The 19,128-nt window shown below is 59.0% G+C and carries 14 protein-coding genes and 1 pseudogene; 9 read left to right on the forward strand and 6 right to left on the reverse strand.

The window, feature by feature from the left end:
- The first annotated feature begins 30 nt into the window (after positions 1 to 30).
- The 3 genes and pseudogenes from AAAK34_RS11810 (at position 31) to AAAK34_RS11820 (ending at position 3,843) form a co-directional block, all read left to right on the forward strand.
- Positions 31 to 963, forward strand: a complete 933-nt coding sequence (locus tag AAAK34_RS11810) for an FAD-binding protein (protein ID WP_231693217.1) — start codon at positions 31 to 33, stop codon at positions 961 to 963.
- A gap of 94 nt (positions 964 to 1,057) precedes the next feature.
- Positions 1,058 to 2,844 (forward strand): annotated as a pseudogene (locus AAAK34_RS11815) (acyl-CoA dehydrogenase C-terminal domain-containing protein).
- Between the two features lie 45 nt (positions 2,845 to 2,889).
- The gene (locus AAAK34_RS11820) at positions 2,890 to 3,843 is read left to right on the forward strand and encodes an NAD(P)H-dependent flavin oxidoreductase (RefSeq protein ID WP_231693219.1); all 954 of its coding nucleotides are present in this window, start codon (positions 2,890 to 2,892) and stop codon (positions 3,841 to 3,843) included.
- A 15-nt stretch (positions 3,844 to 3,858) separates the two neighbouring features.
- On the opposite strand, the gene AAAK34_RS11825 is transcribed toward AAAK34_RS11820, so the two are convergent.
- Positions 3,859 to 6,558, reverse strand: coding sequence for a [protein-PII] uridylyltransferase (locus AAAK34_RS11825; RefSeq protein ID WP_231693220.1), 2,700 nt, complete (start codon positions 6,556 to 6,558; stop codon positions 3,859 to 3,861).
- Between the two features lie 8 nt (positions 6,559 to 6,566).
- Positions 6,567 to 7,388 (reverse strand): type I methionyl aminopeptidase, encoded by an 822-nt coding sequence (gene map / locus AAAK34_RS11830; protein ID WP_231693221.1) that lies wholly within the window; start codon positions 7,386 to 7,388, stop codon positions 6,567 to 6,569.
- A gap of 153 nt (positions 7,389 to 7,541) precedes the next feature.
- Here map and purL point away from each other — a divergent pair, with 153 nt between their 5' ends.
- From purL to AAAK34_RS11850, 4 genes are all read left to right on the forward strand, one after another.
- Positions 7,542 to 11,582 (forward strand): phosphoribosylformylglycinamidine synthase, encoded by a 4,041-nt coding sequence (gene purL, locus AAAK34_RS11835; RefSeq protein WP_231693222.1) that lies wholly within the window; start codon positions 7,542 to 7,544, stop codon positions 11,580 to 11,582.
- Positions 11,583 to 11,935: 353 nt separating this feature from the next.
- A complete protein-coding gene (locus tag AAAK34_RS11840; RefSeq protein WP_231693223.1) occupies positions 11,936 to 12,964 on the forward strand; it encodes an ABC transporter substrate-binding protein in 1,029 nt (342 codons plus the stop codon).
- Positions 12,965 to 12,987: 23 nt separating this feature from the next.
- Positions 12,988 to 13,824: an ABC transporter ATP-binding protein gene (locus tag AAAK34_RS11845; RefSeq protein ID WP_231693224.1), complete on the forward strand. Its 837-nt coding sequence runs from the start codon at positions 12,988 to 12,990 to the stop codon at positions 13,822 to 13,824.
- An 89-nt stretch (positions 13,825 to 13,913) separates the two neighbouring features.
- Positions 13,914 to 14,696: an ABC transporter permease gene (locus AAAK34_RS11850; RefSeq protein ID WP_231693225.1), complete on the forward strand. Its 783-nt coding sequence runs from the start codon at positions 13,914 to 13,916 to the stop codon at positions 14,694 to 14,696.
- 45 nt (positions 14,697 to 14,741) lie between these two features.
- On the opposite strand, the gene AAAK34_RS11855 is transcribed toward AAAK34_RS11850, so the two are convergent.
- On the reverse strand, positions 14,742 to 15,218 hold the full coding sequence (locus AAAK34_RS11855; protein ID WP_231693226.1) for a universal stress protein: 477 nt from the start codon (positions 15,216 to 15,218) through the stop codon (positions 14,742 to 14,744).
- A gap of 134 nt (positions 15,219 to 15,352) precedes the next feature.
- Here AAAK34_RS11855 and AAAK34_RS11860 point away from each other — a divergent pair, with 134 nt between their 5' ends.
- Together AAAK34_RS11860 and AAAK34_RS11865 are read left to right on the forward strand one after the other, a co-directional pair.
- Positions 15,353 to 15,727 (forward strand): hypothetical protein, encoded by a 375-nt coding sequence (locus tag AAAK34_RS11860; RefSeq protein WP_431777302.1) that lies wholly within the window; start codon positions 15,353 to 15,355, stop codon positions 15,725 to 15,727.
- A 2-nt stretch (positions 15,728 to 15,729) separates the two neighbouring features.
- The gene (locus AAAK34_RS11865) at positions 15,730 to 17,148 is read left to right on the forward strand and encodes an alpha/beta fold hydrolase (RefSeq protein ID WP_431777303.1); all 1,419 of its coding nucleotides are present in this window, start codon (positions 15,730 to 15,732) and stop codon (positions 17,146 to 17,148) included.
- Positions 17,149 to 17,238: 90 nt separating this feature from the next.
- On the opposite strand, the gene AAAK34_RS11870 is transcribed toward AAAK34_RS11865, so the two are convergent.
- The 3 genes from AAAK34_RS11870 to AAAK34_RS11880 form a co-directional block, all read right to left on the reverse strand.
- A complete protein-coding gene (locus AAAK34_RS11870) occupies positions 17,239 to 18,057 on the reverse strand; it encodes a peptidylprolyl isomerase (RefSeq protein ID WP_231693354.1) in 819 nt (272 codons plus the stop codon).
- 156 nt (positions 18,058 to 18,213) lie between these two features.
- Positions 18,214 to 18,480, reverse strand: coding sequence for a BolA family protein (locus tag AAAK34_RS11875; protein ID WP_431777304.1), 267 nt, complete (start codon positions 18,478 to 18,480; stop codon positions 18,214 to 18,216).
- On the reverse strand, positions 18,477 to 19,037 hold the full coding sequence (locus AAAK34_RS11880; RefSeq protein WP_231693228.1) for a septation protein A: 561 nt from the start codon (positions 19,035 to 19,037) through the stop codon (positions 18,477 to 18,479). Before AAAK34_RS11880 ends, AAAK34_RS11875 begins: the two co-directional genes overlap by 4 nt.
- Between the last annotated feature and the right edge of the window lie 91 nt (positions 19,038 to 19,128).

The following is a 19,128-nucleotide window of genomic DNA, read 5'->3' on the forward strand; positions in this document are numbered from 1 at the left end:
GCTCAACGCTCAACCCAAGGATTTGAAGACATGACCTCACTCGTCATCGCAGAACATGACAACGGCTCCCTCAAGGGTGCCACTCTGAACACCGTTACCGCCGCTGTTGCGTGCGGGGGCGACGTCCACGTGCTGGTGGCCGGCCACAATGCCGCTGCTGCTGCCGAAGCAGCCTCCAAGGTCGCTGGCGTGGCCAAGGTGCTGCACGCTGATGCAGAAACCCTGGGCCACGGTCTGGCGGAAAACGTGGCTGCGCAAGTACTACAAATTGCAGGCAACTACAGCCACATTCTGTTCCCGGCCACTGCAAGCGGCAAGAACGTGGCACCACGCGTGGCTGCCAAACTCGACGTGGCACAGATCAGCGACATCATCAAGGTCGACAGCCCCGACACCTTCGAGCGCCCGATTTACGCCGGCAACGCCATTGCCACCGTGCAAAGCGCTGACAGCGTCAAGGTCCTCACTGTGCGCACCACTGGTTTTGATGCCGCTGCCGCCACCGGTGGTAGCGCAGCTGTGGAAAGCGTGGCTGCGGTTGCCGATAGTGGCAAGAGCAGCTTCAAGGGCTCTGAAATCGCCAAGAACGACCGCCCAGAACTGACAGCTGCCAAGATCGTCGTCTCCGGCGGCCGTGCCCTGGGCAGCGCCGAGAAGTTCCAGGAAGTCATGACTCCTCTGGCCGACAAGCTTGGCGCAGCCATTGGCGCTAGCCGCGCGGCAGTAGACGCCGGGTATGCCGCCAACGACCTGCAAGTGGGCCAGACTGGCAAAATTGTGGCGCCTCAGCTGTACATTGCCGCAGGCATCTCGGGTGCCATCCAGCATTTGGCCGGCATGAAAGACTCCAAAATCATTGTCGCCATCAACAAGGACGAAGAGGCTCCGATCTTCAGCGTGGCGGACTACGGACTTGTGGCAGATTTGTTCACGGCAGTGCCGGAACTCGCAAAGGCGCTTTAACATAAAGCCTCATGGGGCCTGCTCGTCAGGCGCCATACAGCGGCGTTCCGCAATTCGCGTGAACGCCGTTTTTGTTTGAAATCAAGGAGATCCCATGAGCTTCAAGGCTCCCGTGAAGGATATGTTGTTCAACATCGAGCATCTGGCGCGAATTGACCAAGTGGCTGCCATGCCCGGTTTCGAGGACGCAGGCCTGGAGACAGCACAGGCTGTGCTAGACGAATGCGCACGTTTCAACGAAGGCGTGGTTGCCCCGCTTAACGTGGCGGGTGACACAGCACCTTCCTCATGGGAAGACGGCGTCGTGACCACGACGGCTGGTTTCAAAGAGGCTTTCAAGCGGTATACAGAGGGCGGTTGGCAGGGGCTGCAGCATCCGGGCGAGTTTGGGGGCAAGGTCTCCCTAAGACCATTGGGGCAGCCTGCGGCGAGATCCTCAACTCAGCCAACCTCAGTTTTGCGCTGTGCCCATTGCTGACCGATGGCGCCATCGAGGCGCTCCTGACCGCTGGCAGCGATGAGCTGAAAGCGATCTACCTCGAAAAATTGGTGGCCGGTCAATGGACCGGAACCATGAACCTGACCGAACCGCAAGCGGGCAGCGACCTCGCTCTGGTTCGCACCCGGGCCGAGCCGCAACCTGATGGCACCTACAAGGTCTTTGGCACCAAGATTTTCATCACCTACGGTGAGCACGACATGGCTGAGAACATCGTGCACCTGGTGCTGGCCAGGGTCGCTGGAGCGCCAGAAGGGGTGAAGGGTATCAGCCTGTTCGTGGTGCCAAAGTTCTTGGTCAACGCAGACGGCTCCCTCGGTGAGCGCAATGATGCGCATTGCGTCAGCATTGAACACAAGATGGGCATCAAGGCCAGCCCAACCGCGGTTCTGCAGTTTGGGGACAACGGTGGCGCTGTGGGGTATCTGGTGGGCGAGGAAAACCGCGGCCTCGAATACATGTTCATCATGATGAACGCTGCGCGTTATGCCGTGGGGGTGCAGGGCATTGCCGTGGCAGAGCGCGCCTATCAGAAGGCGGCCGCTTATGCAAAAGACCGCGTGCAGAGCCGTCCGGTTGATGGAAGCGTGAAAGGCAGCGCGTCCATCATCCATCACCCTGACGTTCGGCGCATGCTGATGACCATGCGCGCCCAGATTGAAGGCTGCCGCGCCATGGCGTCCGTGGCCGCTGCCGCCTACGATGCAGCGCATCATCACCCTGATGCTGAGGTGCGTGGGCAAAATCAGTCCTTCTACGAGTTCCTTGTTCCGCTGGTCAAGGGTTACAGCACCGAGATGAGTCTGGAGGCCACCAACCTCGGAGTGCAGGTGCACGGTGGTATGGGGTTCATTGAGGAAACGGGTGCCGCCCAGTACTACCGGGACGCCAAGATCCTGACTATCTACGAAGGCACGACAGCCATTCAGGCCAACGATCTCGTGGGCCGCAAAACGGCGCGCGACGGCGGTCAGACCGCCAAAGCGATCGCGGCGCAGATTGAAGCCTTCGAGAAGGAACTGGCGACCGGCAGCGAAAATGCAAAAGCCATGGCCAGGCGCTTGGCAGGAGCTCGACAAGCTTTTCTAGACGTAGTGGACTTTATCAGCGTACAGGCCAAGGCTGATCCGAATGCCGCCTACGCAGGCAGCGTGCCTTACCTGATGCTGGCGGGGTACCTCGTAGCCGGCTGGCAGATGGGTAGGGCATTGGTGGTGGCTGAGCAGCAACTGGCGAAGGGTCAGGACGCGGCTTTCATGCAAGCTAAGATCGTCACTGCGCGTTTCTTCGCCGACCACATCCTGACCCGCGCGCCCAGCATTCGCGATGCCGTCGTTGAAGGCGCCGAGAGCGTCTCGGCGTTGGCAATTGACGCATTCTGATTTCCCAGTCCAACTCGTTCCCAGATCCATCAAAAAGAGTCTTCTATGTCAAAGCTTCCACCGGTGCTTGCAAAGCTGAAGTTTCCCGTTATTGCCTCGCCAATGTTCATCATCAGCACTCCTCAGCTGGTGATCGCACAGTGCACATCCGGCGTGGTGGGCTCCATGCCGTCACTCAACGCACGGCCTGCCGAGCAGCTTGATGAATGGCTGGCAGAGATCACCGAAACACTCGCTGCGTGGGACCGGGCACATCCAGACAGTCCAGCCGCGCCTTTCGCAATCAATCAGATCGTGCACAAGAGCAACGACCGCCTGGATCACGACATGGCGCTGTGTGCCAAGTACAAGGTGCCGATCATCATCACCAGCCTTGGTGCGCGAGAGGACGTGAACCAGGCCGTGCATAACTGGGGTGGTGTGGTCATGCATGACGTGATCAACAACACGTTTGCGCGCAAGGCGATCGAAAAAGGTGCTGACGGCCTCATTACTGTCGCCGCAGGTGCAGGCGGCCACGCCAGCGCCAAGAGCCCCTTTGCAATGATCCAGGAAGTTCGCGAGTGGTTTGACGGCCCCGTGGCTTTGTCGGGCGCCATTGCTTCCGGTGGTGCCATCCTGGCTGCCCAAGCCATGGGCGCGGATTTTGCCTATATTGGTTCCGCCTTTATTGCGACCAAAGAGGCGCGTGCCGTAGATGCCTACAAGCAGATGATCTGCGAAAGCAATTCCGACGATATCGTCTACAGTAACTTCTACACGGGTGTGCTTGGCAACTATTTGAAGGGCAGCATTCGCAACGCGGGTATGGACCCCGACAATCTTCCACAGAGTGACCCCAGCAAGATGAACTTCTCGTCGGGTGGCGCGAAAGCCTGGAAGGACATCTGGGGCTGCGGACAAGGCATCGGCGCGATCAAAGAGGTGGTGAGCACGGCCGACCTGGTGGCTCGCTTCAAGCGGGAATATCAAGAAACGAAGGCGAGGCTTCTGGGCTGAAGCCTCGGCGTAAGATTACGTGCAGCAACTTTCTAGCGTTTCGAGCAGTTCCTGCTCAATTTCCAACTGGGTTTTGCTGTTCTGTAATTGAGCGCCGCGCAGCAAGAACGTATCCTCGACACGCTCGCCGAGCGTCGTGATTTTCGCCAGCTCCAGGCTGATGCCATGCGCTGCAAGCACGCGGGCTACCCCGTAAAGTAGACCGGCGCGGTCGCTGGCGGAAACGCTGAGAAGCCAGTGCTGCGCCTTTTCATCAGGGCGGAGGTCAATGCGTGGGGTAATGGGAAAGCTCTTCACTCTGCGCGACACCCGGCCCAGGCGTGGTGCCGGCAGAGCGGCGTGGCTGCGGATGGCTCGTGGCAACTCGGCTTCGACCATGTTGACAAACTCCCGATAATGGTCCGGGATCATGGAGCTGACGACCTGGAAGGTATCCAATGCGTGGCCGTCGCGCGTGGTGTGGATTTTTGCATCCAAGATGGAGAACCCAGCACGGTCAAAATAGCCGCAGATCCGGGCAAAGAGATCGGGTCGATCAAGTGTGTAAACCAACACCTGCAAACCCTCACCCACGGGTGAAAGCCGTGCCCGAACGATCGTCTTTGAAACTTCTATGGCCGGCGACTGTAGCAGCTCCTTGTCATCTTTGTGTCCCCTGTGCTCCTTCTGTTCCTTGGTTATGTGACGCGAGAGCTGTCGAGTGTGCCAGGCAATTTCACCCGCTTCGTGGCGCATGAAGTAGCGCACGTCCAAGGTATCCCATAGCGCCTTGTGCGAGTCGTGCGGCTCACAGGCTTGGGCCAGACGGACCAGGGCTTCGCGTTTGCGCGATTCAATGACGGCATCCGCGTCAGGTGCGCGGCCCCCCAGGGCGCGCACGGTGAGTCTGTACAGATCTTCAAGGAGCTTGCCTTTCCAGGCATTCCAGACCTTCGGGCTGGTGCCGCGAACGTCGGCCACGGTCAGCAGATAGAGTGCCGTCAAATATCGCTCATTGCGCACGCGGACGGCAAAGGCCTGAATAACGTCTGGGTTGCTCAAGTCTTCCTTCTGGGCAACGCTGCTCATCAGCAGGTGTTCGCGTACCAGGAACTCAATCAACTCTGCGTCTACTGCGGCGAGGTCGTGCTGCTGGCAGAATCTGCGCACTTCCACGGCGCCCAACTCGGAGTGGTCGCCGCCTCGGCCCTTGGCAATGTCGTGGAACAGAGCCGCAACGAACATGATCCACGGCTTGTCCCAGCCCGCAGCGAGTTGTGAGCAAAAGGGGTATTCGTGGGCGTGCTCGGCTATGAAAAACCGTCGCACATTGCGCAACACCATGAGAATGTGCTGGTCCACGGTGTAGACGTGGAACAGGTCGTGTTGCATTTGGCCGACGATGCGCCGGAACACCCACAAATAGCGTCCCAGCACGGAAGTCTGGTTCATCAACCGCATCGCATGGGTGATGCCCTGCGGCTGTTGCAAGATGGCCAGGAACGTGGAACGGTTGACGGGATCTGCACGAAAAGCATGGTTCATGACTGTTCGAGCGTTGTAGAGCGCACGCAGAGTGCGCATCGACAGTCCCTTGGCCCCCGGAGTCTGCTCATAAAGCAGAAACGTTTCAAGAATGGCGCGTGGATCGGTTTCGTACAGGTCGTCGCGAGCCACTTCGATCATGCCTGCCTTGTCGAAGAAGCGCTCATTGATTCGGTGCAGTTCAGGCAACGGTTCGCCCCGGGCTGTGCGCAGATACTGCTCGATCCCTTGCAGCAGAATCTGGTTGAGCTGAGTCACTGCTTTGGCGGCCCAGTAATATCGACGCATCAGTATTTCACTGGCGCGCAGTGCAATACGACCATCTTCGGAGAACTCGTTTGCGAATCCGAATGATTCTGCGACCGAGGTCTGCAGATCGAAAACCAGGCGGTCTTCGCGCCGCCCCGCAATCAGATGCAGGTGCGCTCGTATGAGCGACAGCATGGCTTCGTTGTGCCTTAGTTGCCGCATTTCGTGCGACGTGGCCAGCCCGGCACGTTCAAGATCTTCCCACTGGCTCCCTATGCCCGCTGCCCTGGCCGCCCAAGAGATGATGTGAAGATCACGCAGACCACCAGGAGACTCCTTGCAATTGGGCTCCAGAGCGTAAGGCGTATCTTCAAACTTGGCATGCCGCTGGCGCATTTCAAGGCGCTTGGCGGTGAAGAAATCGAGGGCATCCAGTTGCTCATGGAAGCGCTGCTGGAAGTCTTTGAAAAGTTCGTGCTGGCCGGTGATCTGCCGCGCTTCCAGGAGGGCAGTCTGCACCGTGATGTCGTGCTCGGCCAGCGAGAGGCACTCCTGTGTGTTGCGCACGCTGGAACCAATCTCCAGGCCAGCGTCCCAGCAATGGCGTATGAAGTCCTCAATGCGTTGCCTCAGCGTCTCATCGGATGCAGGCGTGGCGCTCTCTGGCAACAGCAGCAAGACGTCGATGTCTGAATATGGAAACAGTTCACCCCGCCCGTACCCGCCTACGGCCACCAATGCCACATCACTGTTCAGCTCCGCGATTTCCCACAAGCGTCGAAGCATTTCATCGGTGAGCTCAGACAAGGCCGCCAAGCCGGTGCGTAAGCCCCGGGAAGCCAAACCTCCCGCGCGCATGCTCGCCAGGAGCTGGGCCTTCTTGTTGCGATAATCGTTGCGCACCGCCTGTGCGGGCGACACAAGGGCGGTGTCGTTTGGCATTTTCTCGTTCAGGCAGCTACGGACGATGCCGAGTGAACGAAATCCGGAATGGCTGGGCTGCCCTCGGAGAGGCTGAGAACTTCATAGCCCGTTGGAGTGACCAACACGGTGTGCTCCCACTGCGCCGACAGCGAACGATCCTTCGTGACAATGGTCCAGCCGTCGTTCAATTCCTTAATCTCACGTCGCCCGATGTTCACCATGGGCTCTATGGTGAAGATCATGCCCGGCAACAATTCTTCGCCGGTGCCCGGTCGACCGTAATGAAGCACCTGCGGGTCTTCATGGAATTTCTGCCCAATGCCGTGGCCGCAAAATTCGCGCACGATTGAAAGGCCGTGGCCTTCGATAAATTTCTGGATCGCGTGTCCAATATCGCCCAGTCGAGCACCCGGCTTGACCTGGGTAATGCCGTGCCACATGGATTCATAAGTCAGCGAACACAGACGCTTGGACGCAATTGAGCAATCACCGATCAGGAACATGCGGCTGGTGTCGCCGTACCACCCTTCAGGGGTGATCACGGTTACGTCGACGTTGACGATGTCGCCTTTCTTCAGCGTCTTTTCGTTGGGAATGCCATGGCACACCACATGGTTGACTGACGTGCACAGGTGGGCGGGGTAGGGCGGGTAACCCGGGGGTTGATAGCCCACGGTGGCGGACTTGGTTCCCTGCAATGCCATGTGTTCAGCTGCAAGGCGATCGATCTCAAGCGTCGTGATTCCGGGCACGATATGGGGTGTGATCGCGTCCAGCACCTCAGCCGCCAGCCTGCAGGCTTTGCGCATGGCTTCGATGCCTGCGTCATCTTTGATGGTGATTGTCATAGGTAAATTATCCCACCGTGACGTAAGCCTTGCCATGCGTACTGGCTGTGTGCTTGGAGGCCTGCGGATAAAATCGAGGGTTTCCAGTGTCTGCCCCAGTCAGCGGCAGACGCTGCCCGATTTACAGCTTCTCGCCACCGTCGGCCCCGCACAGTGACTCAGCACATTCATTTCTTCGAGGGCGGCAACGCACTCAGCGATTTTCGCGTTCGCCAGTTGTTGCCCCGCCTGCAGGCAGTGGCGCCCCAAATTGGCACGCTTTCTGCGCGCTTCGTGCATTTGGCCGCGTTCGATACAGAGCCTGATGAAGCAGACAAGGCGCGAATGGCAGGACTGCTTCGCTACGGTGATCCCGCAGCGAGCGATTCAGCCGGTGTGCCCATTATCGTGGCGCCTCGTTTGGGTACGGTGTCTCCCTGGGCCAGCAAGGCGTCCGATATTGCACGCAATTGCGGGCTTTCGCTTCACCGCGTCGAGCGTCTGGTGGAATACAGAATAGGTTTTTCCGCCGGCGTGAAGGGCGAGCAACCCTCGGAGAATGAACGCGCCGCGATAGCCGCGCTGCTCCATGATCGTATGACTGAGAGCGTACTTGCCTCGCGCGAAGAGGCCAAAGCCTTGTTCACTGCGCTCCATGCGCAACCTATGGAGCATGTGGATGTGCTCGCTGGTGGAAGGCAAGCCCTTGAAAAGGCCAACTCCGAGTGGGGCCTTGCGCTGGCCGATGACGAAATTGAGTACCTGCTGGCTGCCTTCACGAATCTGGGCCGCAACCCCACCGATGTCGAGTTAATGATGTTCGCCCAGGCCAACAGCGAACATTGCCGGCACAAGATCTTCAACGCCCAGTTCACTATTGACGGCGTGGCGCAGGAGCGCAGCTTGTTCGGAATGATCCGCAACACGCATGCCTTGGCGCCGCAGCACACCATTATTGCCTACAGCGACAATGCCGCGGTCATGGAAGGTGGTGTGAGTGAGGTGTTCCAGGCACTGGCGCCTTCCAATCAGGCGGCCACTGCCAGCTACGAGAAGAAAAATGAGCTGCGCCACGTGTTGATGAAGGTGGAAACCCATAATCACCCAACAGCCATCAGCCCGTTTCCCGGCGCCAGCACAGGCGCGGGCGGCGAAATTCGAGACGAAGGGGCCACAGGACGTGGCTCGCGCCCCAAGGCAGGGCTGACGGGCTTCACCGTGAGCAAACTGTGGGACAGCGCCCTCGGCAAGCCCGAGCACATGGCGAGCCCAGTGCAAATCATGACTGAAGGCCCACTGGGCGGTGCAGCTTTCAACAATGAGTTCGGGCGTCCGAACCTGGCTGGCTACTTCCGCGAGTACGAGCTGGAAGTGGCTGGCGTTCAGCGTGGCTATCACAAGCCCATCATGATCGCCGGTGGGCTGGGCAGTATTGATGCGCGCCTAACCACCAAGATCGAGTTCCCCGCTGGTAGCCTGCTGATCCAACTGGGTGGGCCGGGCATGCGCATTGGCATGGGCGGAGGCGCCGCCAGTTCGCTGGCCAGCGGCACCAATGCGGCGCATCTCGATTTTGATTCCGTTCAACGCGGCAACCCCGAGATCGAGCGGCGTGCGCAGGAGGTCATTACCCAGTGCCAGGCTCTCGGAGAAGACAACCCTGTATTGGCTATTCATGATGTCGGCGCAGGTGGCTTGTCGAACGCATTCCCGGAGTTGACCAACGATGCCGGACGCGGTGCGAGCTTCGATTTGCGCTCGGTTCCGCTGGAGGAAAGCGGCCTGGCGCCCAAGGAAATCTGGTGCAACGAGAGCCAGGAGCGCTATGTACTGGCCATTGCGCCCGAATCGCTTCCCATGTTCGAGCAAATCTGTGCACGCGAGCGCTGTCCGTTCGCCGTGGTGGGTGTTGCCACGCAGGAGCGCCAACTGGTTGTGGGCGATGTGAACCTGAACGAGCCCCAGCTTGCGTCGACTGCGGAGCGCGACCAGGGCCAGCCAGTCAACATGCCTATGGATGTGCTGCTGGGCAAACCGCCCAAGATGCACCGCGACGTCAAGACCGTGGTGCGCAGCTTCACACCCTTGAATCTGGACGGTGTTACCTTGCAGGACGCGGTAATCAAGGTGCTGAGCCACCCGACCGTGGCCAGCAAACGCTTTCTCATCACCATTGGCGACCGCACGGTGGGCGGCCTCACGCACCGGGATCAGATGGTCGGTCCGTGGCAGGTGCCGGTGGCGGATTGTGCTGTCACACTGGCCGACTACTCGGGCTTTGCAGGAGAGGCCATGAGCATGGGTGAGCGTACACCGCTCGCCGCGCTGGATGCGCCAGCCAGTGGTCGCATGGCGGTCGCCGAGTCCATTACCAACCTGTTGGCGGCTCCTATCGAGCTGCCGCGCGTGAAGCTGTCGGCCAACTGGATGGCTGCCTGCGGTGAACCAGGCGAGGACGCCGCCTTGTACGCGACTGTGCAAGCCGTTGGCATGGAACTATGCCCGGCCCTGGGAGTGTCCATTCCGGTGGGCAAGGATTCGCTTTCCATGCGGACACAATGGCAGGACGAAGGCGGCACTGCGAAGAAAGTGACCTCGCCGGTGAGCCTGATCGTCACGGCCTTCACCACATTAGGCGATGTACGCGGAACTCTCACGCCGCAACTCGAGGCTCAGGACGACACCACGCTGGTGCTGGTGGATCTGGGCAAGGGTCGCCACCGGCTGGCCGGTAGTATTCTGGCGCAGACCGTGGACCAGGCAGGTTGCCCGCAACACGACGGCGTGCCCGATCTCGAGGACCCGCAAGACCTGATCAACCTGGTGGCCGCTGTCAACCTGTTGCGCTCGGAAGGAAAGATTCTTGCCTACCACGACCGCAGCGATGGCGGCTTGCTGGCCAGCGTGGCGGAAATGGCATTTGCCGGCCACGTCGGCGTGGCGCTGAACGTGGACCTGTTGGTCACCGAAGGCGACGGCATCAGTGACAGCCGGGCAGAATATGGTGACGCCAAGAACTGGACCAGCCAGGTTAGCGCGCGCAGAGAAGAACTAACCCTGAAGGCTTTGTTTGCAGAGGAATTGGGTGTGGTGCTGCAGGTGCGCACGTCGGAACGCGATGCGGTCATGCAGACTCTGCGAGCCCACGGCCTGTCGCGGTTCAGCCATTTTGTGGGCAAGACAAGGCCCGCCTCGTCACCGATCGATAAAGGCAAAGGCGAGCTCTCTATCTGGCGAGATGCCAAGGAAATTTTCAGCGCAAAACTTCAGGACCTGCACCAAGTCTGGGACAGCGTGAGCTGGAAAATTGCCCGCGAACGAGACAATCCGGAGTGTGCCGACGCGGAACATGCTGCCGCAGGCAACCCCGAGGACCCCGGCATGCACGTCCAACTGGGCCAGCCGGAAACCTGGAATGCGCCCCAGGCCACATTCAACGTTACAGGTGCAGCCCGCCCAAGGGTCGCGATCTTGCGCGAGCAAGGGGTCAACTCGCATGTGGAGATGGCCTACGCCTTCACTGAAGCTGGCTTCGAGGCGGTAGATGTTCACATGACCGATCTGCAAGCCGGCCGCGCCAAGCTGGCTGATTTCAAGGGCATGGTGGCGTGTGGTGGCTTCAGCTATGGCGACACACTGGGTGCGGGCATCGGTTGGGCGCGCTCCATCACGTTCAATCCCTCGCTGGCTGAACAGTTTCAGGCCTTCTTTGGGCGTTCCGACACCTTCGGACTGGGTGTGTGCAACGGATGCCAGATGTTTGCCGAACTGGCGGACATCATTCCTGGCGCCGAGTCCTGGCCGCGCTTCACCACCAACCAGAGCGAACGCTTCGAGGCGCGCTTGTCGATGGTGGAGGTTCTGGACTCCCCCAGCCTGTTTTTCGCGGGCATGGCGGGCAGTCGTCTGCCTATCGCCGTTGCGCATGGCGAGGGCTATGCCAACTTCAGCGCCAGGGGAGATGCAGCGAAGGTGATTGCTGCCATGCGCTTTGTAGACAACCGTGGCGAACCGACGGAAGCTTACCCCTTCAATCCGAATGGCAGTGCCGGCGGCCTGACGTCTGTCACTACTGCTGATGGGCGATTTACCGCGCTCATGCCTCACCCTGAGCGGGTGTTCCGCAACGTTCAGATGAGCTGGACGTCGCAGGACAAGAGCAGCCTGAGCCCCTGGATGCAGCTGTGGCGCAATGCACGCAAGTGGGTGGGATAAGGCGTTCAAGTTGCTTTAGAGCCTCCCAGGAACCTTCCGGTACCCGGCGTTCCGGGGAGAAGCGAGTGTTATCGCTTGGAGCGGCTTCAGTGGGTATTGCTAAAGACTCTGGGCCCCACATCACTCCATCTCGTCATCCCCGCGCAGGCGGGGATCCAGGCAGCGCTGGATAGGCCGCACTGGATCCCCGCCTGCGCGGGGATGACGAGAAGGGGGCGAAATGCGGATGGAGTTGCGCTGGATAAGTTGGGTTTCTGATGAACTGTTGAGTCAACACCCTTCGGGTAATCCTGCGTTCAGATTTTCCTGAAATTTGCTAAAGTTTCGGCAGATTGAATCGGAGGAAGACAGACATGCGCAGAACCATATTGAAGACATTGCTTGCCGCACCCGTGGCCACCGCTTTCCCGGCAGTGTGGGCGCAGGCAGTCAGAATCGAGAAGCCCAAGCTCACCATTGCGGTGGGTGGTAAGAACCTGTTCTACTACTTGCCACTGACCATTGCGGAACGCCAGGGCTACTTCAAGGCTGAAGGTCTTGATGTGGAAATCCCGGACTTCGCAGGTGGCTCGAAGGCCTTGCAGGCACTGATCGGCGGCAGCGCGGATGTCGTTTCCGGCGCCTACGAGCACACGATCAACATGCAGGCCAAGAACCAGCACATTCAGGAGTTTGTGCTGCAAGGGCGCGCGCCGCAGATCGTGCTGGCGGTCTCTAACAAGACCATGCCGAACTACAAGACCCTTGCCGACCTGAAGGGCAAGAAAATCGGCGTGTCGGCTCCGGGTTCGTCCACCTCGATGATGGCAACCTACGTGCTGTCGAAGGCCGGCCTGAGGGCTTCTGATGTTTCATTTGTGGGCGTCGGCACTTCAAGCGGCGCGCTCACGGCGGTCAAATCCGGTCAGGTAGACGCCATTGCCAACCTCGACCCGCTGATTACGATGCTGGAGCGCGACAAGGCTATCCGCATTATTTCCGACACTCGAACGCTGAAAGATACCAACGAGGTCTATGGTGGGCCCATGCCGGCAGCGTGCCTTTATGCGCCTGCCAAATTCCTTGCAGAGAACCCCAACACCGCGCAGGCACTTGCTAATGCCATGGTGCGGGCGCTGCGCTGGCTCCAGAAGACGGGGCCATCGGATCTGGTCAAAACGGTGCCCGAGTCGTATCTGCTGGGTGACCGATCCCTCTACCTGGAAGCCTGGCAGCACGTGAGGCAAGCCATGTCGCCCGACGGCATCATGCCTGAGGCGGGTCCTCCCACGGCCCTGAAGATGCTTCAAACATTCGACGCCGATATTGCCAGCAAAAAGATCGACCTCTCCAAGACCTATACCAACGCATTTGCCCGGAAGGCCGCGACCACATACACCTGAGGCGTATCGGTTGCCTAACGAGCATGTCTTCTTACATTCCTGCCCTTGACCTCCAGGGCATCAGCGTCGTCTTTACCAGCCCGGACGCACCAGGGCAGCGCTATGTGGCGGTACAAGACGCCACACTCTCTGTCGCCCCTGGGGAGTTCGTTTCCGTCGTAGGCCCCACGGGTTGCGGAAAATCGACGCTGCTGAATATAGGCGCTGGTTTGCTGCAAAGCTCTGGCGGCAGTGTGCGCGTGTTCGGCGAGCCGCTTCAAGGCCTTAACCGTCGCGCGGGCTACATGTTCCAGGCGGATTCGCTCATGCCCTGGAAAAATGCGCTGGACAACGTGATTGCCGGCCTGATTTTTCGGGGCACTCCGGCGGAAGAAGCCAGGCGTCAAGGCATGGCCTGGTTGGAGCGGGTGGGCCTGGCGGGCTTCGAGGACCGCTATCCGCACCAGCTTTCCGGCGGCATGCGCAAGCGTGTGTCCATGGCACAGACGCTGATCATGGACCCCGACATCGTGTTCATGGACGAGCCGTTTTCCGCGCTGGACATTCAAACCCGCCAGTTGATGGAGAACGAACTGCTGGACCTATGGGCTGCGCCAGGGCAGGGCGGGCATGGGAAGGCTGTACTCTTCATTACGCACGATCTTGACGAGGCCATCGCTCTGTCCGATCGGGTGGTGGTCCTTTCTGCTGGGCCGGCCACACGCCCCATTGGAGAGTTCATCATCGACCTTCCGCGGCCGCGCGATGTGGCGGAAATCCGTGAAAATCCGCGGTTCTCAGAGTTGCATGCCGCCATTTGGGCGGTCTTGCGTGATGAAGTCTTGCGTGGCTACGAACAACAAAAAAGGAAGGTTGCATGAGGCATGGGTCAATGTTTGGCTGCTTCTCGAAGACCTCGGCAACTCCTAACCCTAAAGCCGATCCAGGCTAACCTGGGGGCACCATACCGATGAAGGAAAGTTTAAGTTTGCGCGCCTGGCAGATCGGCCTCTTGCTGATCATTTTGGTGCTGTGGCATTTTGCATCGAGCGCTTCCGATCAGATCGCCTTCTTCTTCGGCAAGCCTCTGGTGGTCGCCTCCCGACTTTGGCGTTGGTTTGTGACCGAGGCCGACATTTACCAGCACCTGGGTGTGACACTGCTGGAAACCCTGCTGGCATTTGGCATTGGAACCGTGGCTGGTCTGGGGGTAGGCTTGTGGCTCGCGTTGACACCTTTTGCCTCGGCTGTGCTGGACCCCTACCTGAAAGCCGCGAATGCGATGCCGCGTGTGATCCTGGCCCCCATCTTCGCGTTGTGGTTTGGGCTGGGAATCTGGTCGAAAGTGGCGCTGGCTGTCACGTTGGTGTTTTTCATCGTGTTTTTCAACGTTTACCAGGGAGTGCGCGAGGTCAGTCCGGTGGTTCTCGCCAATGCCCGTATGTTGGGTGCGAATGCGCGTCAACTATTGCGTCATGTGTATGTCCCCAGTGCCATGAGCTGGGTATTTTCCAGTCTGCACAGTTCTGTGGGTCTGGCCTTCGTGGGGGCGGTGGTCGGTGAATACCTTGGTTCCGCACGGGGGGTGGGTTACCTGATTTTGCAGGCCGAAGGAAGCTTCGACATCGACACTGTGGTAGCCGGCATTGTCCTGCTTACTGCATGCGCACTGGTGCTGGACGGGCTTGTGGGCGTGGCAGAGCGCCGCCTGATGAAGTGGCAACCGCGCAGTGGGCAGACAGAGAAACTGTGAGGCGCATGGGCGGCGCAGTGCCGCGCCGCAGGCCACATGCGAAGCTCACACGCCCTCATCCATTTCTTCGAGTTCTTCAGCGTCCTCGACCACCGGCGGCTTGACCAGCAGCACTGGAACAGGCGAATCCTGCACCAACCTTTGAGAGGTGGAGCCACCTTCCAGCGCCCGGCGAATCAGGCCAAGCGCTCGCGAGCCCATGACCACCATGTCGCAACCGTGGATCTCGATCAATTCGAGCATGGCCTGCGCCGGGTCGCCTGAAATGACGGCGGTTTCGTACTCCACGCCGGCTTCCTGCAGAAGCTGGGCTGAAGGAGCCATCAGATCCTCGCCCGCTTCCAGAGCGGCATTTTCAATAAGCTGCGGGTCTTGCGCCGTCACCATTTCATAGAACGACGCAGGCTCTTGCACGTTGGCCAGCACAAAACTGGCGCGCAAGCCTTCCTGGATGAGGCGAAGGGCAAAGCGGGTCTCGTGTAGCGAAAGCTCGGTTCCGTCTACAGGCAGAAGAATTTTCATGCGGTCTCCTTAAGCATGCTTGATTATGAGCCCCTACGCGGGCCAATGATTTAAACGGACATGGTGAACACCAGGTTGATGACGAAGGATAAAGGCGTTTATAGTAAAAAGTTCAACATAGGAGGAGATTTCCAGTGAAGGTTAAAACTCTGGTAGGTAAACGTGCTCTGTCGTTGTTGAGTGCAACACTGATCTTCGGTCTGGCTGCGTGTGGAGGAGGCGATGATGCTGACCCCCTGCAAAAATACCGCGAACAAACCGTTCAATGGGGGGAATGCGATCCCACCATGATGGGGGCGCCATTGACACCTGCTTTTGCTCCTGCCATCGAAAAATATGGGGAACGACTCAAGTGTGGTTTCGTGCGTGCACCCCTGGACTGGGCAAACCCTGAGCGCGGGGAAGTTGTCATCAGCGCCACGCGCCTGGCTGCTGGCAAATCAAGCGCCCGCCGCGGTGCGTTGCTCTTCAACCCTGGCGGACCAGGTGGCGATGGTTTTTTACCCTGACCTTGAGGTTGCTCGAGGCATTCGCCGAGAGCAACCCGGACAGTCCGCAAGGCGCCATGCAGCTTCGCTTGCTTGACGAATACGATATGGTCGGATTTTCCCCGCGAGGGACAGGCACTAGTACGCGAATGCAGTGCGCGACGAATGAGGTGGGGCGTATTGTAGATGTCGGCCCAGCCGGGTGGGACACGCCTGAAAACCGCGCCAACTCCATCTACAACAGTAGCAAGATCGCGCAAGCGTGCCTGAAGAACCCTGTTGCGCCGTTTATCAACACAGACGCCACGGCGCGCGACATGGATCTGCTCCGCGGCCTCCTGGGCGATGAAAAGCTGAACTACGTGGGCTATTCCTACGGCACTTGGCTGGGCTCCTGGTATGCCAGCCTGTTCCCGGACCGTGTTGGCCGCATGGTGCTCGACAGCTCCATGGATTTCAACCGCACCTTTGAGCAGTCTACAACGCCACAGGCCCCTGCGCAGCAGCGCATGTTTGACAAAGTGCTGGTGCCATACGCTGTGCGCCATGCCGACTATTTCCGCTTGGGTTCCAGCGAAGCCGAAGTTCGCGCTGTCATGCCCGCACTGAATCCGCGGGTGCAGAGTACGTTGGTCGGCCCTCTGGGCGAGTTGACTTCTTCCCGAGCTTACTCCGATATTTTACTGACGCTCGTGGCCTCTGCTCGTGGCCTGGATGAGGTGCTGCGCGCCGCGCCAAATCCATCTGACCTTGTGGCTGTTTTGGAAGGGTTGGGGCATTACGTGTTCCATCCTTCGGATCAAGAGCGTGATGCCCAGCTGCGCGGATTCGCCGGGCAGCTGCTCCAAAGATACTCTTCCTTGTGGGTACAGCCTGAGAGCCGTTCCATTGAGCTGAGCAACAATGATGCCGTGTTCTGGACCGTTCAGTGCAATGACACGCCCGCCAGCACCGATCTGACCACCTGGGCGGATCGAATGCGCGATCAAATGCATCAAGCGCCTATGTTCTTCGGCAACAATCATTTGAACATCTGTGCATTCTGGGGTGGACCCAAAGTTTCAAAGCCTGATCTGGCTCCAATGAAACAGCTCGACGTGATGTTCGTGCAGTCGCAATATGATGCAGCTACGGACACAGAGGGCGCCACAGCCTTTTTCTCTGGCCTGCCAAAGGCTGGCCGCGTGTTCGTGACTGGCGACTACCAGCATGGCGTCTACCCTTACAAGGATCACTGCGTCGATCCAGCAGTGACGCGGTATCTGCTAGGCGAGCCGATTACTCAGCGTGAACTCTCTTGCGATTCCCAGCCACTCGCGCGCGACAAGCTGGCCACTGACAGCGCTGATGCGAAGAGTGTGACTATTCCCGTGTACAAGAATCCGCAGAAGGCAGAGGAACTGCTTCGTGAATTCAAGAAAGGAATCCGCCCTGGGGCTTGATGATTCCCCGGGAGCTCTTCTCATTCTGGGAATCATCGTGATTCCCAGAATTCCCAGAATATCCGTGATTTCCCAAAATGTCAGGCCAGATTACTCAACTTTGGCTTTGGCGCGCAGATCTTCCTGGAACTTCACCAGCTTCTGCTGCTGCATCTGTTGAATAATTTGCGGCTTGACATCGTCGAAGCTCGGGACGTCCGGAGCCTTGGCATCGCGCACGTCGTCGACGCGAATGATGTGATACCCAAATTGGGATTTGACGGGTGCATCGCTCGTCTGGCCCTTGCTCAGCTTTGTGATGGCCTCAGCAAACTCTGGAACGTAGCCTGCCGGATTGGCCCAGCCCAGATCGCCGCCATTGGCGCCGGATCCCGGGTCTTTGGATTGCTTCTTGGCGATGTCCTCAAACTTGCCGCCTTTCTTGAGGTCGGCAATGATCGCCTTGGCCTCGTCTTCTTTCTCGACCAGGATGTGGCTGGCCTTGATCTCTTTGGCTCCGGCAGCGGGCGCTTGCGCACCGACGATTCGGTCGTATTCGGCCTTGGCTTCTGCGTCGGTGACCGGATTTTTCTCCTGGAAATCGGAGAACAGTGCATTGATCAGCACAGCCTGGCGCGCCATTTCCATCTGGGTTCGGAAATTTTCAGAGCCCTCGATTCCACGTTTTTTGGCTTCCTGCGCAAAAATTTCGCGGGTAATCACTTCATCGCGCATTTGCGCCTGTACCTCAGGCGGTACGGGGCGGCCAGTGCGGGCGGCCTGTGCGGCTACTTGAGCTTCCAGGGCGGTCAGGCGGGCTTTTGGAACGGGCTTGCCGTTAACGATAGCCACGTTTTGCGCAGCAACAGGCATTGCCAGCGTAGTGGCGAACAGGGCGGCTGCGGTGGCCGCCAGAAGCTGTTTTTTCATCAAAATTTACCTAAAGCAGCCCTCGTGGGGCAAGAATAGAAAAGAGTGTCAGAGTGTGGCGCTTGAAAAAGGTTCTGGCGGTCAAGACCGGGCAGCTACAGACGGTACTTAGCGTCGGACACGACCGAAAGAACCATTTCTAACGGATTGTTTTTGTCAAAGGGTTTCAATAGCGAGGGCGTGCACGCCTTCGTCGATGAATTTTTGCAGCGCATCATACACAAGACGATGGCGCGCCACCCGAGTCTTGCCTTCAAACGCGGGGGAAGCAATGCGCACCCTGAAGTGCGTTCCAAAGCCGCTGCCGTTGGCGCCAGCGTGTCCCGCGTGCTGCCAGCTTTCGTCGAGCACTTCGAGCTGCGTGGGTTGCAGCGTGGCTTGCAAGTGAGTGGCCATTTGGTCAGCGAGTGAATCGGTGCTCATCGTGCGTCTCCTGGGGGAGCGGCGTTTTCATCGGGGTCGCTCAGGTGACGTGCCACGTAGAACCCCTGGCCAATGATGAATGCCAGCGGAAACACATAGCCCCAGAGCTTGAAATTGGCCCAATCGTCGGTAGAGTAAAAGGCGGCCACATAACCGTTGATAGCGGCCATGAACAGGCAGTAAAACACCCAGGCCGTGTTCAGTCGAACCCAGACGCCTTCCGGCAGAGAAAGTTGACTGCCGAGCATCATTTTCAGGAAGTTCTTGCCAAAGCCCCATAGCGCCACCGCCAGAGACGCCGCCATGGCGGTATAGAGCACTGTGGGCTTCCATTTGATGAAGCGCTCATCTTGAAGCACCAGGGTGAGCGTACCGAAGACGATGATCAGCACCAGGGTGGCCTTGTGCATGGTGCTCAGTTTTTTGTCGAGCAGATAGACGATGCCCATCTGTGCCACGGTGGCGGCCATGAGCACGGCGGTGCCCGCATAGATCCCCCATTGCTTGTACGCAAAGAAGAAAAGCGCAATAGGCGCGAAATCAAGCAAAATTTTCATAATGCGCCATTATCCGGGAGCCCGATACCCTCTTGATCGTTCCGTCATTCACAACACGCCTTCGTGCTGCAAGGCCTTTCTGTTGAGACGA

Origin of the sequence: Ottowia caeni (genome assembly GCF_050821495.1) — a bacterium.
Taxonomy (GTDB): Bacteria; Pseudomonadota; Gammaproteobacteria; order Burkholderiales; family Burkholderiaceae_C; genus Ottowia; species Ottowia caeni.